Source organism: Nocardioides luteus, assembly GCF_014648595.1.
GTDB lineage: Bacteria > Actinomycetota > Actinomycetes > Propionibacteriales > Nocardioidaceae > Nocardioides > Nocardioides luteus.
Genome location: NZ_BMRK01000002.1, coordinates 77,244 through 92,266, shown reverse-complemented (window position 1 = coordinate 92,266; position 15,023 = coordinate 77,244). Strand labels below are relative to the sequence as shown.

Genomic DNA, 15,023 nt, shown 5'->3' with positions numbered 1-15,023 from the left:
AGGGGGCCATCGCCACGGTGGTGACCGTGGTGGTCGTGGTCGGGCTGGTGGCGCTGATCGTCTCCTCGCCCGGGTGGGACCGGGTGCGTGACTACTTCCTGAGCTGGTCGCACGCGCGCGACTCGTTCGCGGCGATCGGGGAGGGGTTCTGGATCAACATCCGGATCTTCCTGGTCGCCGAGCCCTGCGTACTCGTCCTCGGTGCGCTCGTCGCCATCGCCCGGCAGACGACCTCGCCGTGGTTGGCGCCGCTGCGGCTGCTGGCCATCGGCTACACCGACCTGTTCCGCGGGATCCCGTCGATCATGGTCGTGGTCATCTGCGGCATCGGGATCCCGGCGCTGGGCCTCTCGGGCGTCACCAGCTCGCTGTTCTGGCTGACCACGTTCGCGCTGGTGCTCTGCTACGGGGCCTACGTCGCCGAGGTCTTCCGCGCCGGCATCCTGGCGATCCATCCCACCCAGGTCGCCTCCGCCGAGGCGCTGGCGCTGACCCGTGCGCAGACGATGCGGTTCGTGGTCCTCCCGCAAGCGGTACGCCGCGTCGTGCCTCCCCTGATGAACGACCTGGTCTCCTTGCAGAAGGACACCGCGCTGATCTCGGCGGTGGGTGTCTTCGAGGCGCTCCGGGCGGCTCAGGACTACCAGGGCTACAACTTCAACGGCACCCCGCTGCTCGTGGCCGCGGCGTACTTCCTGGTCGTCGCGGTGCCGCTCACCCGGCTCACCGACTGGCTGATGCGGCGTCAGATCGAGAAGGAGCAGGGGAGATGAGGACATCGGCGCTGATGGCGGCGACCGGCGTGCGGAAGGCTTATCGGGAGAAGGTCGTGCTCGACGACCTGGACCTGACGGTCGACGAGCACGACGTGGTCTGCCTGATCGGTGCGTCCGGGTCGGGGAAGTCGACGCTGCTGCGCTGCCTCAACCTGCTGGAGACCATCGACGACGGCGTCATCACCTTCGACGGCCGGGAGATCTCCGACCCGTTGGTGGACCCCCGCTCGGTCCGCCGGGAGGTCGGGATGGTCTTCCAGGCCTACAACCTCTTCCCGCATCTCTCGGTGCTCGACAACTGCACGCTCGCGCAGGTGCGTGTCCACCGGGTGCGTCCGGACGAGGCCGTCCAGCGCGCCATGGAGCTGCTCGTCCGGTTCGGTCTCGCCGACAAAGCCGACGCGCACCCCGACGCCCTCTCCGGCGGTCAGCAGCAGCGGGTCGCGCTGGTGCGTGCGATGTGCACCCGTCCGCGACTGCTGCTGCTGGACGAGATCACCGCTGCGCTCGACCCCGAGCTCGTCGGTGAGGTGCTGGAGATCGTCCGGGCCGAGGCAGAGGCGGGCACGACCCTGGTGCTCGCCACCCACGAGATGTCCTTCGCACGCGAGGTCGCGACCAAGGTCTGCTTCCTGGACGGTGGCCGAGTGCTGGAGCAAGGCCCGCCGGAGCAGCTCTTCGGCGACCCGGTCGAGGAGCGCACCCGGGCCTTCCTGGCTCGGGTCCGTTCGTGACCGCCTCCGGCGTAACGCCCTCTATCGAGCGCTGTAGTAGCCGATGACGCTTTGTGAACAATTCACAAGCCGTCATCGGCTACTACAGTGATGAGATCAAGCCTCCTGGCTGACGGTGCCCGCCGTTATCCACAGAGTTATCCACAGGATCTTGATTGCCATCGCTGCTGAGCGCGTTGCTGCCTAGGTTCCGAGGCATGAGGATCACCACACGCGAGGCGATACGCCGGATCTGCGAGCTGCACCTGATCGGGAAGGTCGAGGCGAACCGCGTCCTCGCGGCCGGTCTGGCCGGGCCCGGGACGAAGGCCGGCAGCGCGATCCTCTACGACGAACGCAGCCTGGCCGATCTGCTGGCCAGACCGCGATGCGCAGAGCAGACGCTGGACGAGGTGCGACCTGTCATCGTCAGGCTCGGTCGTGACCGGAGGATCGACCTCTTCCGAACCTGGCAGGAACAGGCCGAGGTGGTGCGGCACGGCTGGTACATCCCGTACGTGCTCGGCCCGATCCTCGACCTGTGGGGTGGTTTGAACGGGCGCGGATCGGACGGCCGCAGGTTCCCGCTGGTCGCGACCCTGGCCAGCTGGGTGGTCTTCGGTGCGGAGGTCACCGGCCACACCTTCGACCGCGCCACAAGGCGGGCGGCCAACCGGGCTACGCCGCCGCGTACGTTCGAGGTCGAGCCGCCGGGTGACTGGTTCGAGGCGATGAAGGAGACCTGGCTGCCGCTCGAGCACGGGCCGACGGTGACGATCTGGGGTGCGCCGACCATCGGCCCGCTGAGCGCGGTGGACTGGTCGCGGTCGGACGCCGAGGAGCAGAAGAAGCAGGTCGAGTACGAGATGTGGTTGCGGTCGGCGCCAGCGCTGCGGGACGTCGCGCAGGTCGGGATGACGGACGCCGAGGCGATCCTGCGGGTCTGGGAAGAGTTCGCCCCGCCTCTCCCACGGGTGGGGCGAGACGGGGCGTAGAGGCTGTCGCCTCCAGCTGATCGGTCCGGTCAGACGGCGGCCGGGGTCGGGAAGGTCGGGTACTCGACGCCGGAGATCGACTGCACGGTGCGGACGACCTGGCAGGAGTAGCCGAACTCGTTGTCGTACCAGACGTAGAGGATCGCGGAGTCGCCGTCGACGATGGTCGCGTTGCCGTCGATGATCGAGGCCGCGCGGGAGCCGATGAAGTCCGAGGAGACCGCGTCGCGGGCGGTGGTGAAGTCCACCTGGCGACGGAGCTCGCCGACGAGCGAGGCCTCACGGAGGTATTCGACGACCTCCTCCTTCGAGGTCTCACCCTTCAGCGAGAGCGACAGGATCGCGATCGAGACGTCCGGGGTGGGGATGCGGATCGAGTTGCCGGTGATCTTCGCCTTGAGGTCCGGGAGGGCCTTGGCGACCGCGGAGGCGGCGCCGGTCTCGGTGAGCACCAGGTTGAGCGGCGCGGAGCGGCCGCGGCGGTCGGCCTTGTGGTAGTTGTCGAGCAGGTTCTGGTCGTTGGTGAACGAGTGCACCGTCTCGACGTGCCCGCGGACGATGCCGAAGCGGTCCTCCATCAGCTTCAGCGGCGGCACGATCGCGTTGGTCGTGCAGGACGCGCAGGAGATGACCTTCTCGTCGCCGGACAGCGTCTGGTGGTTGACGCCGTGGACGATGTTGGGGACGTCGCCCTTGCCCGGCGCGGTCAGCAGGACCTTCTTGATGCCCGGTCGCAGGTGCTGCGAGAGGCCCTCGCGGTCACGCCACTTGCCGGTGTTGTCGATGAGGATGGCGTCCTTGATGCCGTACGCCGTGTAGTCGACCGTGGTCGGGTCGTTGGAGTAGATGAACTGGATCGGGTTGCCGTTGGCGATGATCACGCCGTTCTTCTCGTCGACCGTGATCGTGCCGGCGAACTGGCCGTGGATCGAGTCGCGGCGCAGCAGCGAGGCGCGCTTGACCAGGTCGTCCTCGCCGCCCTTGCGGACGACGACGGCCTTGAGCCGCAGCCCGTGGCGCGAGCCGGCCTTCTCGACGAGCAGGCGGGCCACGAGGCGGCCGATACGGCCGAAACCGTAGAGCACCACGTCCTGGCCGCCGTTGCGCGCGATCTTGTTGTCACCGGTCGCGCCGGAGAGCTTCTCCGCGACGAACTCGTCGTGGGAGAGGCCGCGGTCGTCGGCGGCGTACTGGATCGCCAGCTGGCCGAGGTCGACCTTCGAGGGGCCGAGGTCGAGCTTGGCGACCGCCTGGAGCAGCGGGAACGTGTCGGTGACCGAGAGCTCCTCGCCCTCGATCTGGCGCGCGAAGCGGTGCGCCTTCAGGATCGAGATGTCGGACTTGCTCACCAGCGACCGGCTGTGGAGCAGGATGGTGACATCCTTCTCGCGGTAGAGCTTGCCGATGATCGGGATCATCGTCTCCGCGAGCTCCTCGCGGTGCTGCCAGTCGTTGAAGGTCTCGTCGGTGTCGCTCACAGCTCAACTTTCGGTTGCTCGGGAAGGGCGGGCGGCACACCTCGCCAGGCTTGATTATCGGCACCCGCCGACGCCCGGCCACCTTGATCGATCCAACCCAAGACCAGGTGTGATCCGGCTCTCAAACGCCCCGGAGGCCACCGGAGGTCGAGCTTGTCGAGACCCCACGCGCCCCGGAGGTCGAGCCTGTCGAGACCCCTCGCGCCCCGCTGGTCGAGCTTGTCGAGACCCCACGCGCCCCGGAGGTCGAGCCTGTCGAGACCCCTCGCGCCCCGCTGGTCGAGCTTGTCGAAACCCCTCCCGCCCCGCTGGTCGAGCCTGTCGAGACCCCACGCGCCCCGCTGGTCGAGCCTGTCGAGACCCCCCCACGCACAAACACCCTCAGGGAGAAGCAGTCCCCTCCGGCTCCTCCTCCGGCCCCCGGTCGGCTGGATGGTCACCGACCCGGTCGGCTCCTCCGTCGGAGCAGAGGTCGCCGGCTCGCTGGTCGGCTCGCTGGGCGCAGTGGCGGTCTCCTCCGGCGACTCCGAGGGAGTGGCCTCGTCGGTGGCGGTGCCGCTGCTGGGCGGCGTCTCGACCTCGTCCTCCGAGCCGTCGTCCTCCGGCTTCTCCTCGACGCCCGGGTCCCAGCCAGGATCCTGGACCGTCCCGCCGGCCGGTGCGGTCGGCGCGGTGCTGCTCTCGCCGGTGGACGGCTCGGTCGACGGCGAGACCTCGCCGACCTTCGGTGCCTCCTCGCCACCGGGCAGGAGGCCCGGGTTGGCGGCGACCGCGACGCCTGCGGAGATCAGGACCACGGCCGCCGCAGCCAGCACAGCGGCCTTCCAGCGGCGCCGACCGGAGGGTGCGGGATCCGCGAGCGTGGGCGCCTGGGTGGGCAGATCGGCGGTGTTGCCGGAGACCGCCGCGGCGGGGAGCGGGGCGCGAGCGATCCCGCCGGTGAGCTCCGGCGGCAGTACGCCGACGGCCGTCTCCTCCTCGGAGGTGGCCGGGGCGGGCAGCAGGGCCCAGTCGCCGTTGGTGGCCAGGATGTCCGCGGCGGAAGGGCGCGCGGTCGGCTCATCGGCCAGGCATGCGGCGACCAGCGGGCGCAGGTAGTCCGGGCAGAGGCTCAGATTGGGCGACTCGCCCTTGAGGAGGTGACCCATCGAGCCGATCTCACCGCTGAACGGCCAGCGTCCGGTGGCGGCGACGAAGGCGACCAGGCCGAGCGCCCAGATGTCGACGGCGCTCGAGAACGTGCCGGTCTGGACCTGCTCCGGTGCCTGGTAGCCGTAGGTGCCGACTGCCTTGCCGGTCTGGGTGAGCGCGGTGCCGTCGACGGAGCGGGCGATGCCCATGTCGATGACGCACGGATCACCGGAGCCGTGATCAGTGCCGTAGAGAATGTTCCCCGGCTTGATGTCGCGGTGGACGAGCCCGGCAGCATGCACCGCGGCGAGCGCCTCGACGGTCCCGGCGACCAGCTGGCGTACGTCGATCTCGGAGAGCCGCTGCCCGGAGCTGACCAGCTTGCTGAGCGGCGGGTCGGCGACGTACTCGCTCGCCATCCAAGGCTGGTCGGCGGCCGGGTCGGCGTCGAGGACGCGCGCGGTGAACCGGCTCTCCACCTTCTTGGCGGCCTCGATCTCCCGCTCGAACCGCGCCCGGAAGCCCGGGTCGGAGGTGAGCTCGGGGAGGATCGCCTTCACCGCCACCTTGGTGCCGTCGGCGTCCTCACCCAGGTAGACGACGCCCATGCCACCGTGACCGATGCGGCCGACGAGCGTGTAGGGACCCATCTCCCGGGGATCGTTCGCGGTCAGTGGGCTGGACTGTGCGGACTGGGGGGACGTGGGGATTTCCCGAGACAACTTCTCTGCTCCTGTGGCACCGGCGAGTGTGTCTCGGAGCGTATCGGAATCGGCTCCGGTATCCAGTCACGCCGGGCGGGGAGGACGCGACTCTGCGAGGATCTCGGGCATGACTGAGTCGACGGAGAAATCCACAGTGACACTGGGCCAGGGCACCGGCCCCCTCCGCGGGGTCAAGGTGGTGGAGCTGGCGGGGATCGGTCCGGGACCGCACGCCTGCACCATCCTCGCCGACATGGGCGCGGACGTGATCAGGGTCGACCGCCCGGGCGGCAACGTGCTCGGCGGCGGTGCGGGCGACCTGCTCACCCGCGGCCGTCCGAGCATCGCGCTGGACCTCAAGAACCCGGACGCCGTCGAGACGGTGCTGCGACTGGTCGAGACCGCCGACGTGCTGATCGAGGGGCTGCGCCCGGGCGTCACCGACCGGCTCGGCCTGGGGCCCGACACCTGCCTGGAGCGAAACCCGCGCCTCGTCTATGGCCGGATGACCGGATGGGGTCAGGACGGCCCGCTGGCCCAGTCGGCCGGGCACGACCTCACCTACATCGCCACCACCGGCGTGCTCAACGGGCTCGGCCAGGACCGCGACCGCCCGCACTTCCCGCTCAACCTGCTCGGCGACTTCGGTGGCGGATCGACCTATCTGGTGATGGGCATCCTCGCCGCGCTCGTCGAGTCGAAGACGACCGGGCAGGGACAGGTCGTCGACGCCGCGATCGTGGACGGCACCGCACACCTCGCCACGATGATCTCCGGCATGCTCGCCTCCGGCAGCTGGCACGAGCAGCGGATGAGCAACCTGCTCGACGGCGCGATGCCGTTCTACGGGCTCTACGACACCGCCGACGGCCGCCAGGTCGCGGTCGGGGCGCTGGAGGGCAAGTTCTTCGCCGAGATGGTGACCAGGCTCGGGCTCGACGGGGTGTGCCCGGGGCAGTACGAGATGGAGCGCTACGACGAGATGCGCGACCTCTTCGCCAAGACCTTCGCGTCGAAGACGATGGCCGAGTGGGCCGAGCTCTTCGAGGGCACCGACGCCTGCGTCGCGCCCGTGCTCACCCCCTCCGAGGCCGCCTCCCACCCGCACCTGCAGGCACGGCAGACGTACGTCACCCACGAGGGCGTCACTCAGCCCGCCCCGGCCCCGCGGTTCAGCCGGACCGCTTCCACCCTGGGTGCCGGACCGGCCGCCAGCGCCGGCCAGCACACCCGCGAGGCCCTGGCGGCCTGGGGCATCACCGACGCCGACGCGTTGATCGAGAAGGGCGCGGCCTTCCAGGACTGACCCGACAGAAACGGCGCGGCGTACGACCCAGGAGGTCGTACGCCGCGCCGTTCTCGTTACGCGGTGGGCTCAGTCCTTGTGGACCAGAGCGGCGGCCCGGCGACGCAGGACCACGACGAGCGCGGTGCCGGCGGCGGCAGCGCCGGCGAGCATGGCCAGCAGCGGCCACATCGCGGGCACGGGGGAGTCGCTCTCGCCGGCGAGACCGGCGTCGATGTTGGTCGGCACCTCGCTGTCGGCGACCGGAGCCTCGGAGGACTCCTCGGCGGGCTCGGGCTCGTCAGCGACCGGGGTCGGCTCGGCGGTGCCCTCGGACGGCACGTCCGACGGCTCCTCGGAAGCGGCCGGCTCCGAAGGCTCCTCGGACGGGACCGGCGACGGGGTCGGCTCCTCCTCGGCGGCGCAGTTCTGGAACCAGAAGACCTTGGTCTTGGTGTCGTTGCCGATGCTGCCCGGCGTGTGGATGGTGACCTTGGCGTGGAAGCCCTGCTTCGGGTGGGCCAGACCGGTCGCGGAGAGCGTGTAGGTCTGGCGCGCGTCGAGGCCGGTCTCGGTGCCGGCGCCGCTGGCCGCGTCGCCACCGACGTGCACCTCGCTAGGGCCGTCGACGGTGAGCTCGCCGCCGAGGGTCGGGGCGTGCAGCTCGAAGGCGATCTTGGAGACGATGTCCACGCCCTCGTCGAAGCCGTACCACTCGACGTCGAGGGAGCAGCCCGTGTGCGGCTGGTTGTCCGGGACGTCGTCGATGTTGCCGTGCTGGATGACCTTGACGGTGCCGTTGTTGCCGGCCGGGTCGCCGTGGTCACCGGTGGCGAAGGCCGGGGTGGCCGCCAGCCCGGCAAGGGCGACGCCCGCGACAACCGCGCCGGCGCGTACGAAGTTCAACACTCGAAAACCTTTCGAAGACCTGGTGACCGCACGGTGCGGTCCGCGCGCAGCTCAGCCATCGAAAGCGACGGGTGAAGAGACCCGAAGACCGCTGTGGATGCATGCCGCCCCCACAGCTGCGAACCGCAGCGTAGTGACTGCGTTCACAGGGGTGGAAGGTGGGCTGCCCTTGTTTTGCCGTGCCGTTGATCAACGGTGGAGATCGGCATGCTTGCAAATGTTTGCGAGACAGGGTGTCGCAATCACATACTTCCGGGTAACCTGGCCGGCATGCATGTCGACGTACTGATCATCGGGGCCGGTGTGTCCGGCATCGGAGCGGCCGCACAGCTCCGCGAGCGCCTCCCCGGAAAGTCGCTCGCGATCCTCGAGCAGCGCGAGGCCAGCGGCGGCACCTGGGACCTGTTCCGCTACCCGGGCATCCGATCCGACTCCGACATGTTCACCTTCGCCTTCCGCTGGCGCCCGTGGGAGAGCGCGCAGGCGCTCGCCGACGGCCACCAGATCCGCGACTACCTGCGCCAGACAGCGAAGGACTACGGCGTCGACAAGCTGATCCACTACGGCCACAAGGTCACCGGCGCCGCCTGGAGCTCCGAGGACAAGCAGTGGACCGTCTCCGTCGAGACCGCTGACGGCCCGAGCGAGATCACCGCCGGCTTCCTGTGGAACTGCTCGGGCTACTACGACTACGACAACGGCTACCAGCCGGAGTTCGCCGGCCTCGACGACTTCGAGGGGACCTTCGTGCACCCGCAGCACTGGCCCGAGGACCTCGACTACGCCGGCAAGAAGGTCGTCATCATCGGCTCGGGCGCGACCGCGGTCACCCTGCTGCCCAACCTCGCCGGTGCCGGCAGCGACAAGGCCGAGAAGGTGACGATGCTGCAGCGCACCCCGACGTACATCCTGTCCCGACCGGGGCAGGACGCGATCGCGTCGCTGCTGAAGACCGCGCCGTTCCGGCTGCTCGGCCGGCTGCCGTTCAGGCGGCTGCGCGAGAAGATCGGCCACGAGGCGGTGCGCTGGGAGAACGTCCTGCTCACCGTGGGCTCCTATCAGCTCGCCCGCCGCGCGCCCGGGGTCATCAAGAAGGCGATCCGCGACCAGTGGATCAACGGCCTCACCGGCAACGAGAACCGGCCCGGCATGAGCCCGGAGGAGGCGGTCGCGTACGTCGACAAGCACTTCACCCCGCCCTACGACCCCTGGGACCAGCGCATCTGCTTCGTCCCCGACGGCGACATGATCAAGTCGATCCGCGAGGGGTACGCCGCGGTCGTGACCGACCGGATCAAGACGTTCGTGCCGAAGGGCATCGAGCTGGAGTCGGGTGAGACGCTCGAGGCCGACATCGTCATCTCGGCCACCGGGCTCAACCTGCGCCTCTTCGGCGGTCTCGAATTCACGGTCGACGGAGAGCCCATCAGGATCCCCGAGCAGATGGCCTACAAGGGTCTGATGCTCACCGGGATGCCCAACTTCGCCTACACCATCGGCTACACCAACGCCTCCTGGACGCTCAAGGCCGACCTGGTCACCGACTACGTGATCCGGCTGCTCGACTTCATGGGCGAGAACGGCTACGACGTCGCCTCGATCAGCCGCGACCCGAGTGTCGAGGAGCGGCCGTTCATGGATCTGGCCTCCGGCTACATCCAGCGGTCGCTGGACCTGATGCCGAAGGCCGGCGACCGGGCGCCGTGGTCGGCGAAGCAGAACTATCTCGTCGACATGCGCGCGCTCGGCGCACCGGTCGCCGACGGTGTGATCCGCTTCGCCTGAGAGCCGTTCGAGGTTACTGCGACGCCCGTTCCCGACCCAGCGTGAAGTACGTGGGACTACGATGGTCCCACCATGGATGGCCGGGCAGTTCGCTGGAAGCGACACAACGATGACCGCCGTAAGCGCATCGTCGACGCCGCCATCGGTCTGATCGAGACCGAGGGCGTCAACGTCAGTCTGCAGGCGATCGGTCAGGCCGCCGGGCTCTCCCGGTCGGTGGTCTACCGCCATTTCGCCGACCGGCGCGAGCTCGACCTCGCCATCCAGGCCGACATCCTGGACGGTCTGTGGGCCAAGCTCTTCCCGGCGATGGAGCTGACCGGATCGATCCGGCAGATCATCTCCCGCACCGTCGGCGCCTACGTCAACTGGGCGCTCGAGCACCCGCTCCTCCATCAGGTCGCCGACGTCGACACCGCGCCCAACGGCAGCGGTCCGCTGCAGCAGGGCCTCGACCGGATCGCCGAGCGGATCAAGGAGCTGATCCTGACCGCGTTCGAGCTGAGCGGCGTGGAGGTCTCCGAGGTCGACAAGAAGGCCGTCGACCCCCTGATCTACGGCCTGATCGGGATGGTCTTCGGAGCCGTACGCCGCTGGGTGCACCTGGGCGAGCGCATCCCGGACGCCGAGCACCTGACCTCGGTCGTCACCGAGGCGGTGCTCGCCATGATCGACACCCGGACCACTGCGTACGGCCTGGTGATCGACCACGACCAGCCCCTCGAGGAGTTCCTCAGCGGCGATCCTGCCTAGGGCAGCTCCAGGTCGGACGGCACCACGCGGGCCAGTGCCGAGCGGCAGGCGAGGATCCCCGGCGAGTCGGCGATGGCGGTGCGGGTCGCCGTGAAGACCGTACGCCGCGGCGCCCCCGGCAGCTCGATGAGCCGCACCGCGGTGCGGTGGCGCACGCGCATCAGGTCGGAGAGGAGGGCCACCGCGTTGCCGGTCTCCACCAGCGCGACGTGGGCCTCGACGTCGTCGGTCTCGTAGCGGACCTCGGGCTCGAACCCGGCCCGTCGGCACTGCTCCTCGATCCAGTGGCGTGACGCCGTGCCCGGCGGCTCCATCGCCCATGGCACCCGGCCGGCATCGGCGAGCGAGGTGATCGAGTCCCAGGGCTCTCCGGAGCTGCGGGGCGGGACGGCAAGCCGGAGCCGGTCGGTGGTGAGCGGCTGGCGGTCGAGCCCGTCGAAGTGCGGGGCACCGTGGTCGGGGTAGTGCTCGGCGACCACGAGGTCGAGCTCGCGCAGGGCGAGGTCGTGGAGCGCCTGCTCGGGGGCACGCTGGGAGAGCATCACCCGCAGCCGTGGGTGGCGCTGGGTGAGGTCGGCGAGGGCCTGCGGCATGTAGGCGAGCGCCACGGACTGGAAGACGGCGACCCGGACGGTGCCGGCGGTGTCGTCCCCGAGCGCGGTGACGGCCGCCTCCGCCGCCTCGAGCCGGGCCAGGATCTCGACGGTGTGCTCGACGAGCACCTCGGCCGCGGCGGTGAGCTGGACCCGCCGGCCGGCCTTCCGCAGCAGTGGCACGCCGACCTCGCGCTCGAGCTGACCGAGCTGCTGGGAGACCGAGGACGGGCTCTGGTGGAGCGCCTCGGCGACCTCGGCCAGGGTGCCGCGGGCGGCGAGCTCGGCGAGCAGGCGGAGGCGGCGTACGTCGAGCATCTGGAACCTTCAGGTCTGCTTACGAATAATCTCCAGGAAACATCGCTTTATCTTACGTGATCCCGGTCGCATACTCGGTCTATGACCACCAATGACGCGCTCATCGCCGAGGTAGACCACCTCGTCCGCAGCTGGCTGGAGACGGCTTCGACCAAGCCGGCCGATCCCGCCGCTCAGCGCCTCGCCGACGTGCTCAAGGACCCTGCCGGGCTCGGCTTCACCGTCGGCTTCGTCGACCGGGTGATCCGTCCCGAGGACCCTCGTGCCGCTGCGGCCGCGCTCCAGGACCTCGCCCGCAACACCCCGGCCTTCCTGCCGTGGCACCTCCGCCTCGGGCTCAAGCTGGGCGCGCTGGTCTCGGTCGTCGCACCCGGCTTCGTGATCCCGATCGTCCGCCGCGCGCTGCGCGAGATGGTCGGTCACCTGCTCATCGACGCGACCGACCGCAAGCTCGGCAAGGCCGTCGGGAAGCTCCGCGCCCGTGGGGTCGACCTCAACATCAACCTCCTCGGCGAGGCCGTCCTGGGGCAGAAGGAGGCCGACCGCCGCCTGGCCGGCATCCGCAAGCTCCTCGAGCGCGACGACGTCGACTACGTCTCGGTGAAGGTCTCCTCGCCGGTCGCGCCGCACGCCGTCTGGGCGTACGACGAGGCCGTCGAGCACGTCGTCGAGCGGCTCCTCCCGCTCTACACCTACGCCGCGAAGGCGTCCGCCGCCGGGACGAAGAAGTTCATCAACCTGGACATGGAGGAGTACCGCGACCTCGACATGACCATCGACGTCTTCACCCGGCTGCTCGACCGCCCCGAGCTGGCCGACCTGGAGGCGGGCATCGTCCTGCAGGCCTACCTGCCCGACGCGATGTCGGCGATGATGCGGCTCCAGGAGTGGTCGGCCGCGCGTCGTGCGCGCGGTGGTGCGCCGATCAAGGTGCGTCTGGTCAAGGGCGCCAACCTGCCGATGGAGCACGTCGAGGCGTCGCTGCACGGCTGGCCGGTCGCGACCTGGTCGACCAAGCAGGACTCCGACACCAACTACAAGCGGGTGCTGTCCTGGGCGCTGACCCCGGAGCGGATGGCCAACGTGCGGATCGGTGTCGCCGGCCACAACCTGTTCGACGTGGCGTACGCCTGGCTGCTGGCCGGCGAGCGCCAGGTCCGTGACTCCGTCGAGTTCGAGATGCTGCTCGGTATGGCCGAGGGCCAGGCCGAGGCGGTGCGTGAGACCGTCGGTGGGCTGCTGCTCTACGTGCCGGTCGTGCACCCCAAGGACTTCGACGTCGCGATCGCCTACCTGGTGCGTCGCCTCGAGGAGGGCGCGAGCACCGAGAACTTCATGTCGGCCGTCTTCGACCTGAACTCCTCCGAGGAGCTCTTCGCGCGCGAGAAGGAGCGCTTCGTACGCTCCCTCGCCGCCGTCGACGAGACCGTCCCCTCCCCAAACCGTACCCAGGACCGGCGCGAGCCGGTGGCCGATGCGCCGCTGACCGGCGGTTTCGAGAACACCGCCGACACCGACCCGCACCTGCCGGGCAACCGGGAGTGGGGCAAGGCGATCATCGCCCGGGTCGGCTCCTCGACGCTGGGTGACCAGCTGGTCGCCGACCACACGGTCGCCTCGGTCGAGGGCGTGGAGTCGGTGCTCGAGGGCGCCGTCGGCGCGCAGTCCGACTGGGGCCGCAAGACCGGCGCCGAGCGCGCCGCCATCCTGCGCGCCGCTGCGGTCGAGGTCGAGCGCCACCGTGCCGAGTGGCTCGAGGTCGCCGCCTCCGAGTGTGGCAAGACGCTCGACCAGGGCGACCCCGAGGTGTCCGAGGCGATCGACTTCCTCAACTACTACGCCAGCCTGGCCGAGGAGCTCGACACCGTCGACGGCGCCCACCAGGTTCCCGTACGCCTCACCCTGGTCACGCCGCCGTGGAACTTCCCGCTCGCCATCCCGACCGGTGGCGTCGCCGCGGCCCTCGCGGCCGGTTCGGCCGTGGTGATCAAGCCGGCACCGCAGGCCAAGCGCTGTGGCTCCGTGCTCGTCGAGACGCTGTGGGCTGCCGGCGTGCCGAAGGAGGTGCTCCGTCTAGTGCACGTCCCCGAGAACGAGGTCGGCGGCGCGCTGATCGCCTCGCCGCTGGTCGACCGGCTGATCCTGACCGGCGCCTTCGACACCGCCGAGCTGTTCCGCTCCTTCCGGTCGGACCTGCCGCTGCTGGCCGAGACCTCCGGCAAGAACGCCCTGGTCGTGACCCCCGACGCCGACCTCGACCTCGCGGTCAAGGACCTCGTCTACTCCGCCTTCGGCCACGCCGGGCAGAAGTGCTCCGCGGCCTCGCTGGGCATCCTGGTCGGCTCGGTCGCTTCGTCGCGTCGCTTCCGCGACCAGCTCGTCGACGCGGTGACCTCGCTGAAGGTCGGCTACCCGACCGACCCGACCGTCCAGGTCGGGCCGATCATCGAGCCCGCCTCCGGCAAGCTGCTCCGGGCGCTGACCACGCTCGCCCCCGGTGAGGAGTGGCTGGTGCGTCCGCGTCAGCTCGACGACACCGGCCGGCTCTGGTCGCCGGGCGTGAAGACCGGTGTGAAGCGCGGCTCGGAGTTCCACCTGACCGAGTACTTCGGGCCTGTCCTCGGCCTGATCGAGGCCTCCACCCTCGACGAGGCGATCGAGATCCAGAACGAGGTCGACTACGGCCTCACCGCCGGCATCCACAGCCTCGACCGGGCCGAGATCTCGCAGTGGCTCGACACCGTCGAGGCCGGCAACGCCTACGTCAACCGCGGCATCACCGGCGCGATCGTGCGTCGCCAGCCGTTCGGCGGCTGGAAGAAGTCCGCGGTCGGTGCCGGGACGAAGGCCGGTGGCCCCAACTACCTCGTCGGTCTCAGCGACTGGGTCCCGGCTCCGGCGACGACGCTCGCGAAGCCGTCGGTCGCGGTCCAGAAGCTGATCGACGACGCGCGGCGTCTGGGCATCGAGGAGCTCGACGTGCTCGAGCGCGGTGCGGGCTCGGACGCGTCTGTCTGGGCGCGCGAGTTCGGCCTCGCCCGCGACGTCTCCGACCTCACCGCCGAGATCAACGTGCTGCGCTACTCGCAGGTGCCGGTCACCATCCGCTACGAGGGCGGCCCGATCGCTCACCTCCTCCGCGTCCTCGCCGCCGGCCTCACCGCCGGGGCACCGGTGACGGTCTCTGTCGCCTCGACGCTCGACGAGGCCACGGCCTCGCTGGTCCGGGCGCACTGTGCGCGCTACGTCGTCGAGGACGCCGCCGCGTGGTCGGCCACGCTGTCCGGTCACGACGCACCTGGCCGCGTACGTCTCCTGGGTGGGACGCGCGAAGCCTTCGCCGAGGCCAGCGGCGGCCGGGTCGACATCGCCCTCTACGCGCAGCCCGTCGTCGAGGCCGGTCGCGTCGAGATGCTCACCTTCCTGCGTGAGCAGGCCGTCTCGGTCACCGCTCACCGCTTCGGGTCGCCGACGCCGCTGGTGAAGAACCTCTTCTGAGGTACGGCCGCGAGGTCGAGACCACTTGAGTCACATCAGCCCCATGAATACCCGGTTGACCGGGAAAACTTGGACTTGACGGGCA

Annotated in this window: 11 protein-coding genes; 7 read left to right on the top strand and 4 right to left on the bottom strand. The window is 69.9% G+C overall.

The features are described 5' to 3' along the window. The first annotated feature begins 26 nt into the window (after positions 1 to 26). The 3 genes from IEY81_RS02885 to IEY81_RS02875 all read left to right on the top strand — a co-directional run bounded on the left by IEY81_RS02885 (position 27) and on the right by IEY81_RS02875 (position 2,484). Positions 27 to 773, top strand: coding sequence for an amino acid ABC transporter permease (locus IEY81_RS02885; protein ID WP_229787264.1), 747 nt, complete (start codon positions 27 to 29; stop codon positions 771 to 773). Beyond that, positions 770 to 1,510 carry an amino acid ABC transporter ATP-binding protein gene (locus IEY81_RS02880; RefSeq protein ID WP_189116949.1) on the top strand — a complete coding sequence of 247 codons (741 nt, stop codon included), beginning with the start codon at positions 770 to 772 and terminating at the stop codon, positions 1,508 to 1,510. Before IEY81_RS02885 ends, IEY81_RS02880 begins: the two co-directional genes overlap by 4 nt. Before the next feature lie 197 nt (positions 1,511 to 1,707). Further along, positions 1,708 to 2,484 carry a hypothetical protein gene (locus IEY81_RS02875; RefSeq protein ID WP_189116948.1) on the top strand — a complete coding sequence of 259 codons (777 nt, stop codon included), beginning with the start codon at positions 1,708 to 1,710 and terminating at the stop codon, positions 2,482 to 2,484. A gap of 29 nt (positions 2,485 to 2,513) precedes the next feature. Here the strand turns inward: IEY81_RS02875 and IEY81_RS02870 are convergent, their stop codons facing one another. Together IEY81_RS02870 and IEY81_RS02865 are read right to left on the bottom strand one after the other, a co-directional pair. Next, the gene (locus IEY81_RS02870) at positions 2,514 to 3,962 is read right to left on the bottom strand and encodes a glyceraldehyde-3-phosphate dehydrogenase (RefSeq protein ID WP_189116947.1); all 1,449 of its coding nucleotides are present in this window, start codon (positions 3,960 to 3,962) and stop codon (positions 2,514 to 2,516) included. Further along, on the bottom strand, positions 3,959 to 5,743 hold the full coding sequence (locus IEY81_RS02865; RefSeq protein ID WP_189116946.1) for a serine/threonine-protein kinase: 1,785 nt from the start codon (positions 5,741 to 5,743) through the stop codon (positions 3,959 to 3,961). The genes IEY81_RS02870 and IEY81_RS02865 overlap by 4 nt, the downstream gene beginning before the upstream one ends. A 181-nt stretch (positions 5,744 to 5,924) precedes the next feature. Here IEY81_RS02865 and IEY81_RS02860 point away from each other — a divergent pair, with 181 nt between their 5' ends. Continuing rightward, positions 5,925 to 7,103: a CaiB/BaiF CoA transferase family protein gene (locus IEY81_RS02860; protein WP_189116945.1), complete on the top strand. Its 1,179-nt coding sequence runs from the start codon at positions 5,925 to 5,927 to the stop codon at positions 7,101 to 7,103. Positions 7,104 to 7,172: 69 nt separating this feature from the next. Here the strand turns inward: IEY81_RS02860 and IEY81_RS02855 are convergent, their stop codons facing one another. Beyond that, positions 7,173 to 7,988, bottom strand: coding sequence for a hypothetical protein (locus IEY81_RS02855; RefSeq protein WP_189116944.1), 816 nt, complete (start codon positions 7,986 to 7,988; stop codon positions 7,173 to 7,175). A 273-nt stretch (positions 7,989 to 8,261) separates the two neighbouring features. Here IEY81_RS02855 and IEY81_RS02850 point away from each other — a divergent pair, with 273 nt between their 5' ends. Together IEY81_RS02850 and IEY81_RS02845 are read left to right on the top strand one after the other, a co-directional pair. Beyond that, a complete protein-coding gene (locus tag IEY81_RS02850) occupies positions 8,262 to 9,776 on the top strand; it encodes a flavin-containing monooxygenase (RefSeq protein WP_229787262.1) in 1,515 nt (504 codons plus the stop codon). Positions 9,777 to 9,848: 72 nt separating this feature from the next. After that, the gene (locus tag IEY81_RS02845) at positions 9,849 to 10,529 is read left to right on the top strand and encodes a TetR/AcrR family transcriptional regulator (RefSeq protein WP_189116943.1); all 681 of its coding nucleotides are present in this window, start codon (positions 9,849 to 9,851) and stop codon (positions 10,527 to 10,529) included. Here the strand turns inward: IEY81_RS02845 and IEY81_RS02840 are convergent. Next, on the bottom strand, positions 10,526 to 11,440 hold the full coding sequence (locus IEY81_RS02840; protein ID WP_189116942.1) for a LysR family transcriptional regulator: 915 nt from the start codon (positions 11,438 to 11,440) through the stop codon (positions 10,526 to 10,528). The two genes, IEY81_RS02845 and IEY81_RS02840, sit on opposite strands and share 4 nt — an antisense overlap. Positions 11,441 to 11,521: 81 nt before the next feature. On the opposite strand from IEY81_RS02840, the gene IEY81_RS02835 reads away from it, so the two are divergent. Next, positions 11,522 to 14,938 carry a bifunctional proline dehydrogenase/L-glutamate gamma-semialdehyde dehydrogenase gene (locus tag IEY81_RS02835; RefSeq protein WP_189116941.1) on the top strand — a complete coding sequence of 1,139 codons (3,417 nt, stop codon included), beginning with the start codon at positions 11,522 to 11,524 and terminating at the stop codon, positions 14,936 to 14,938. Positions 14,939 to 15,023 lie beyond the last annotated feature (85 nt).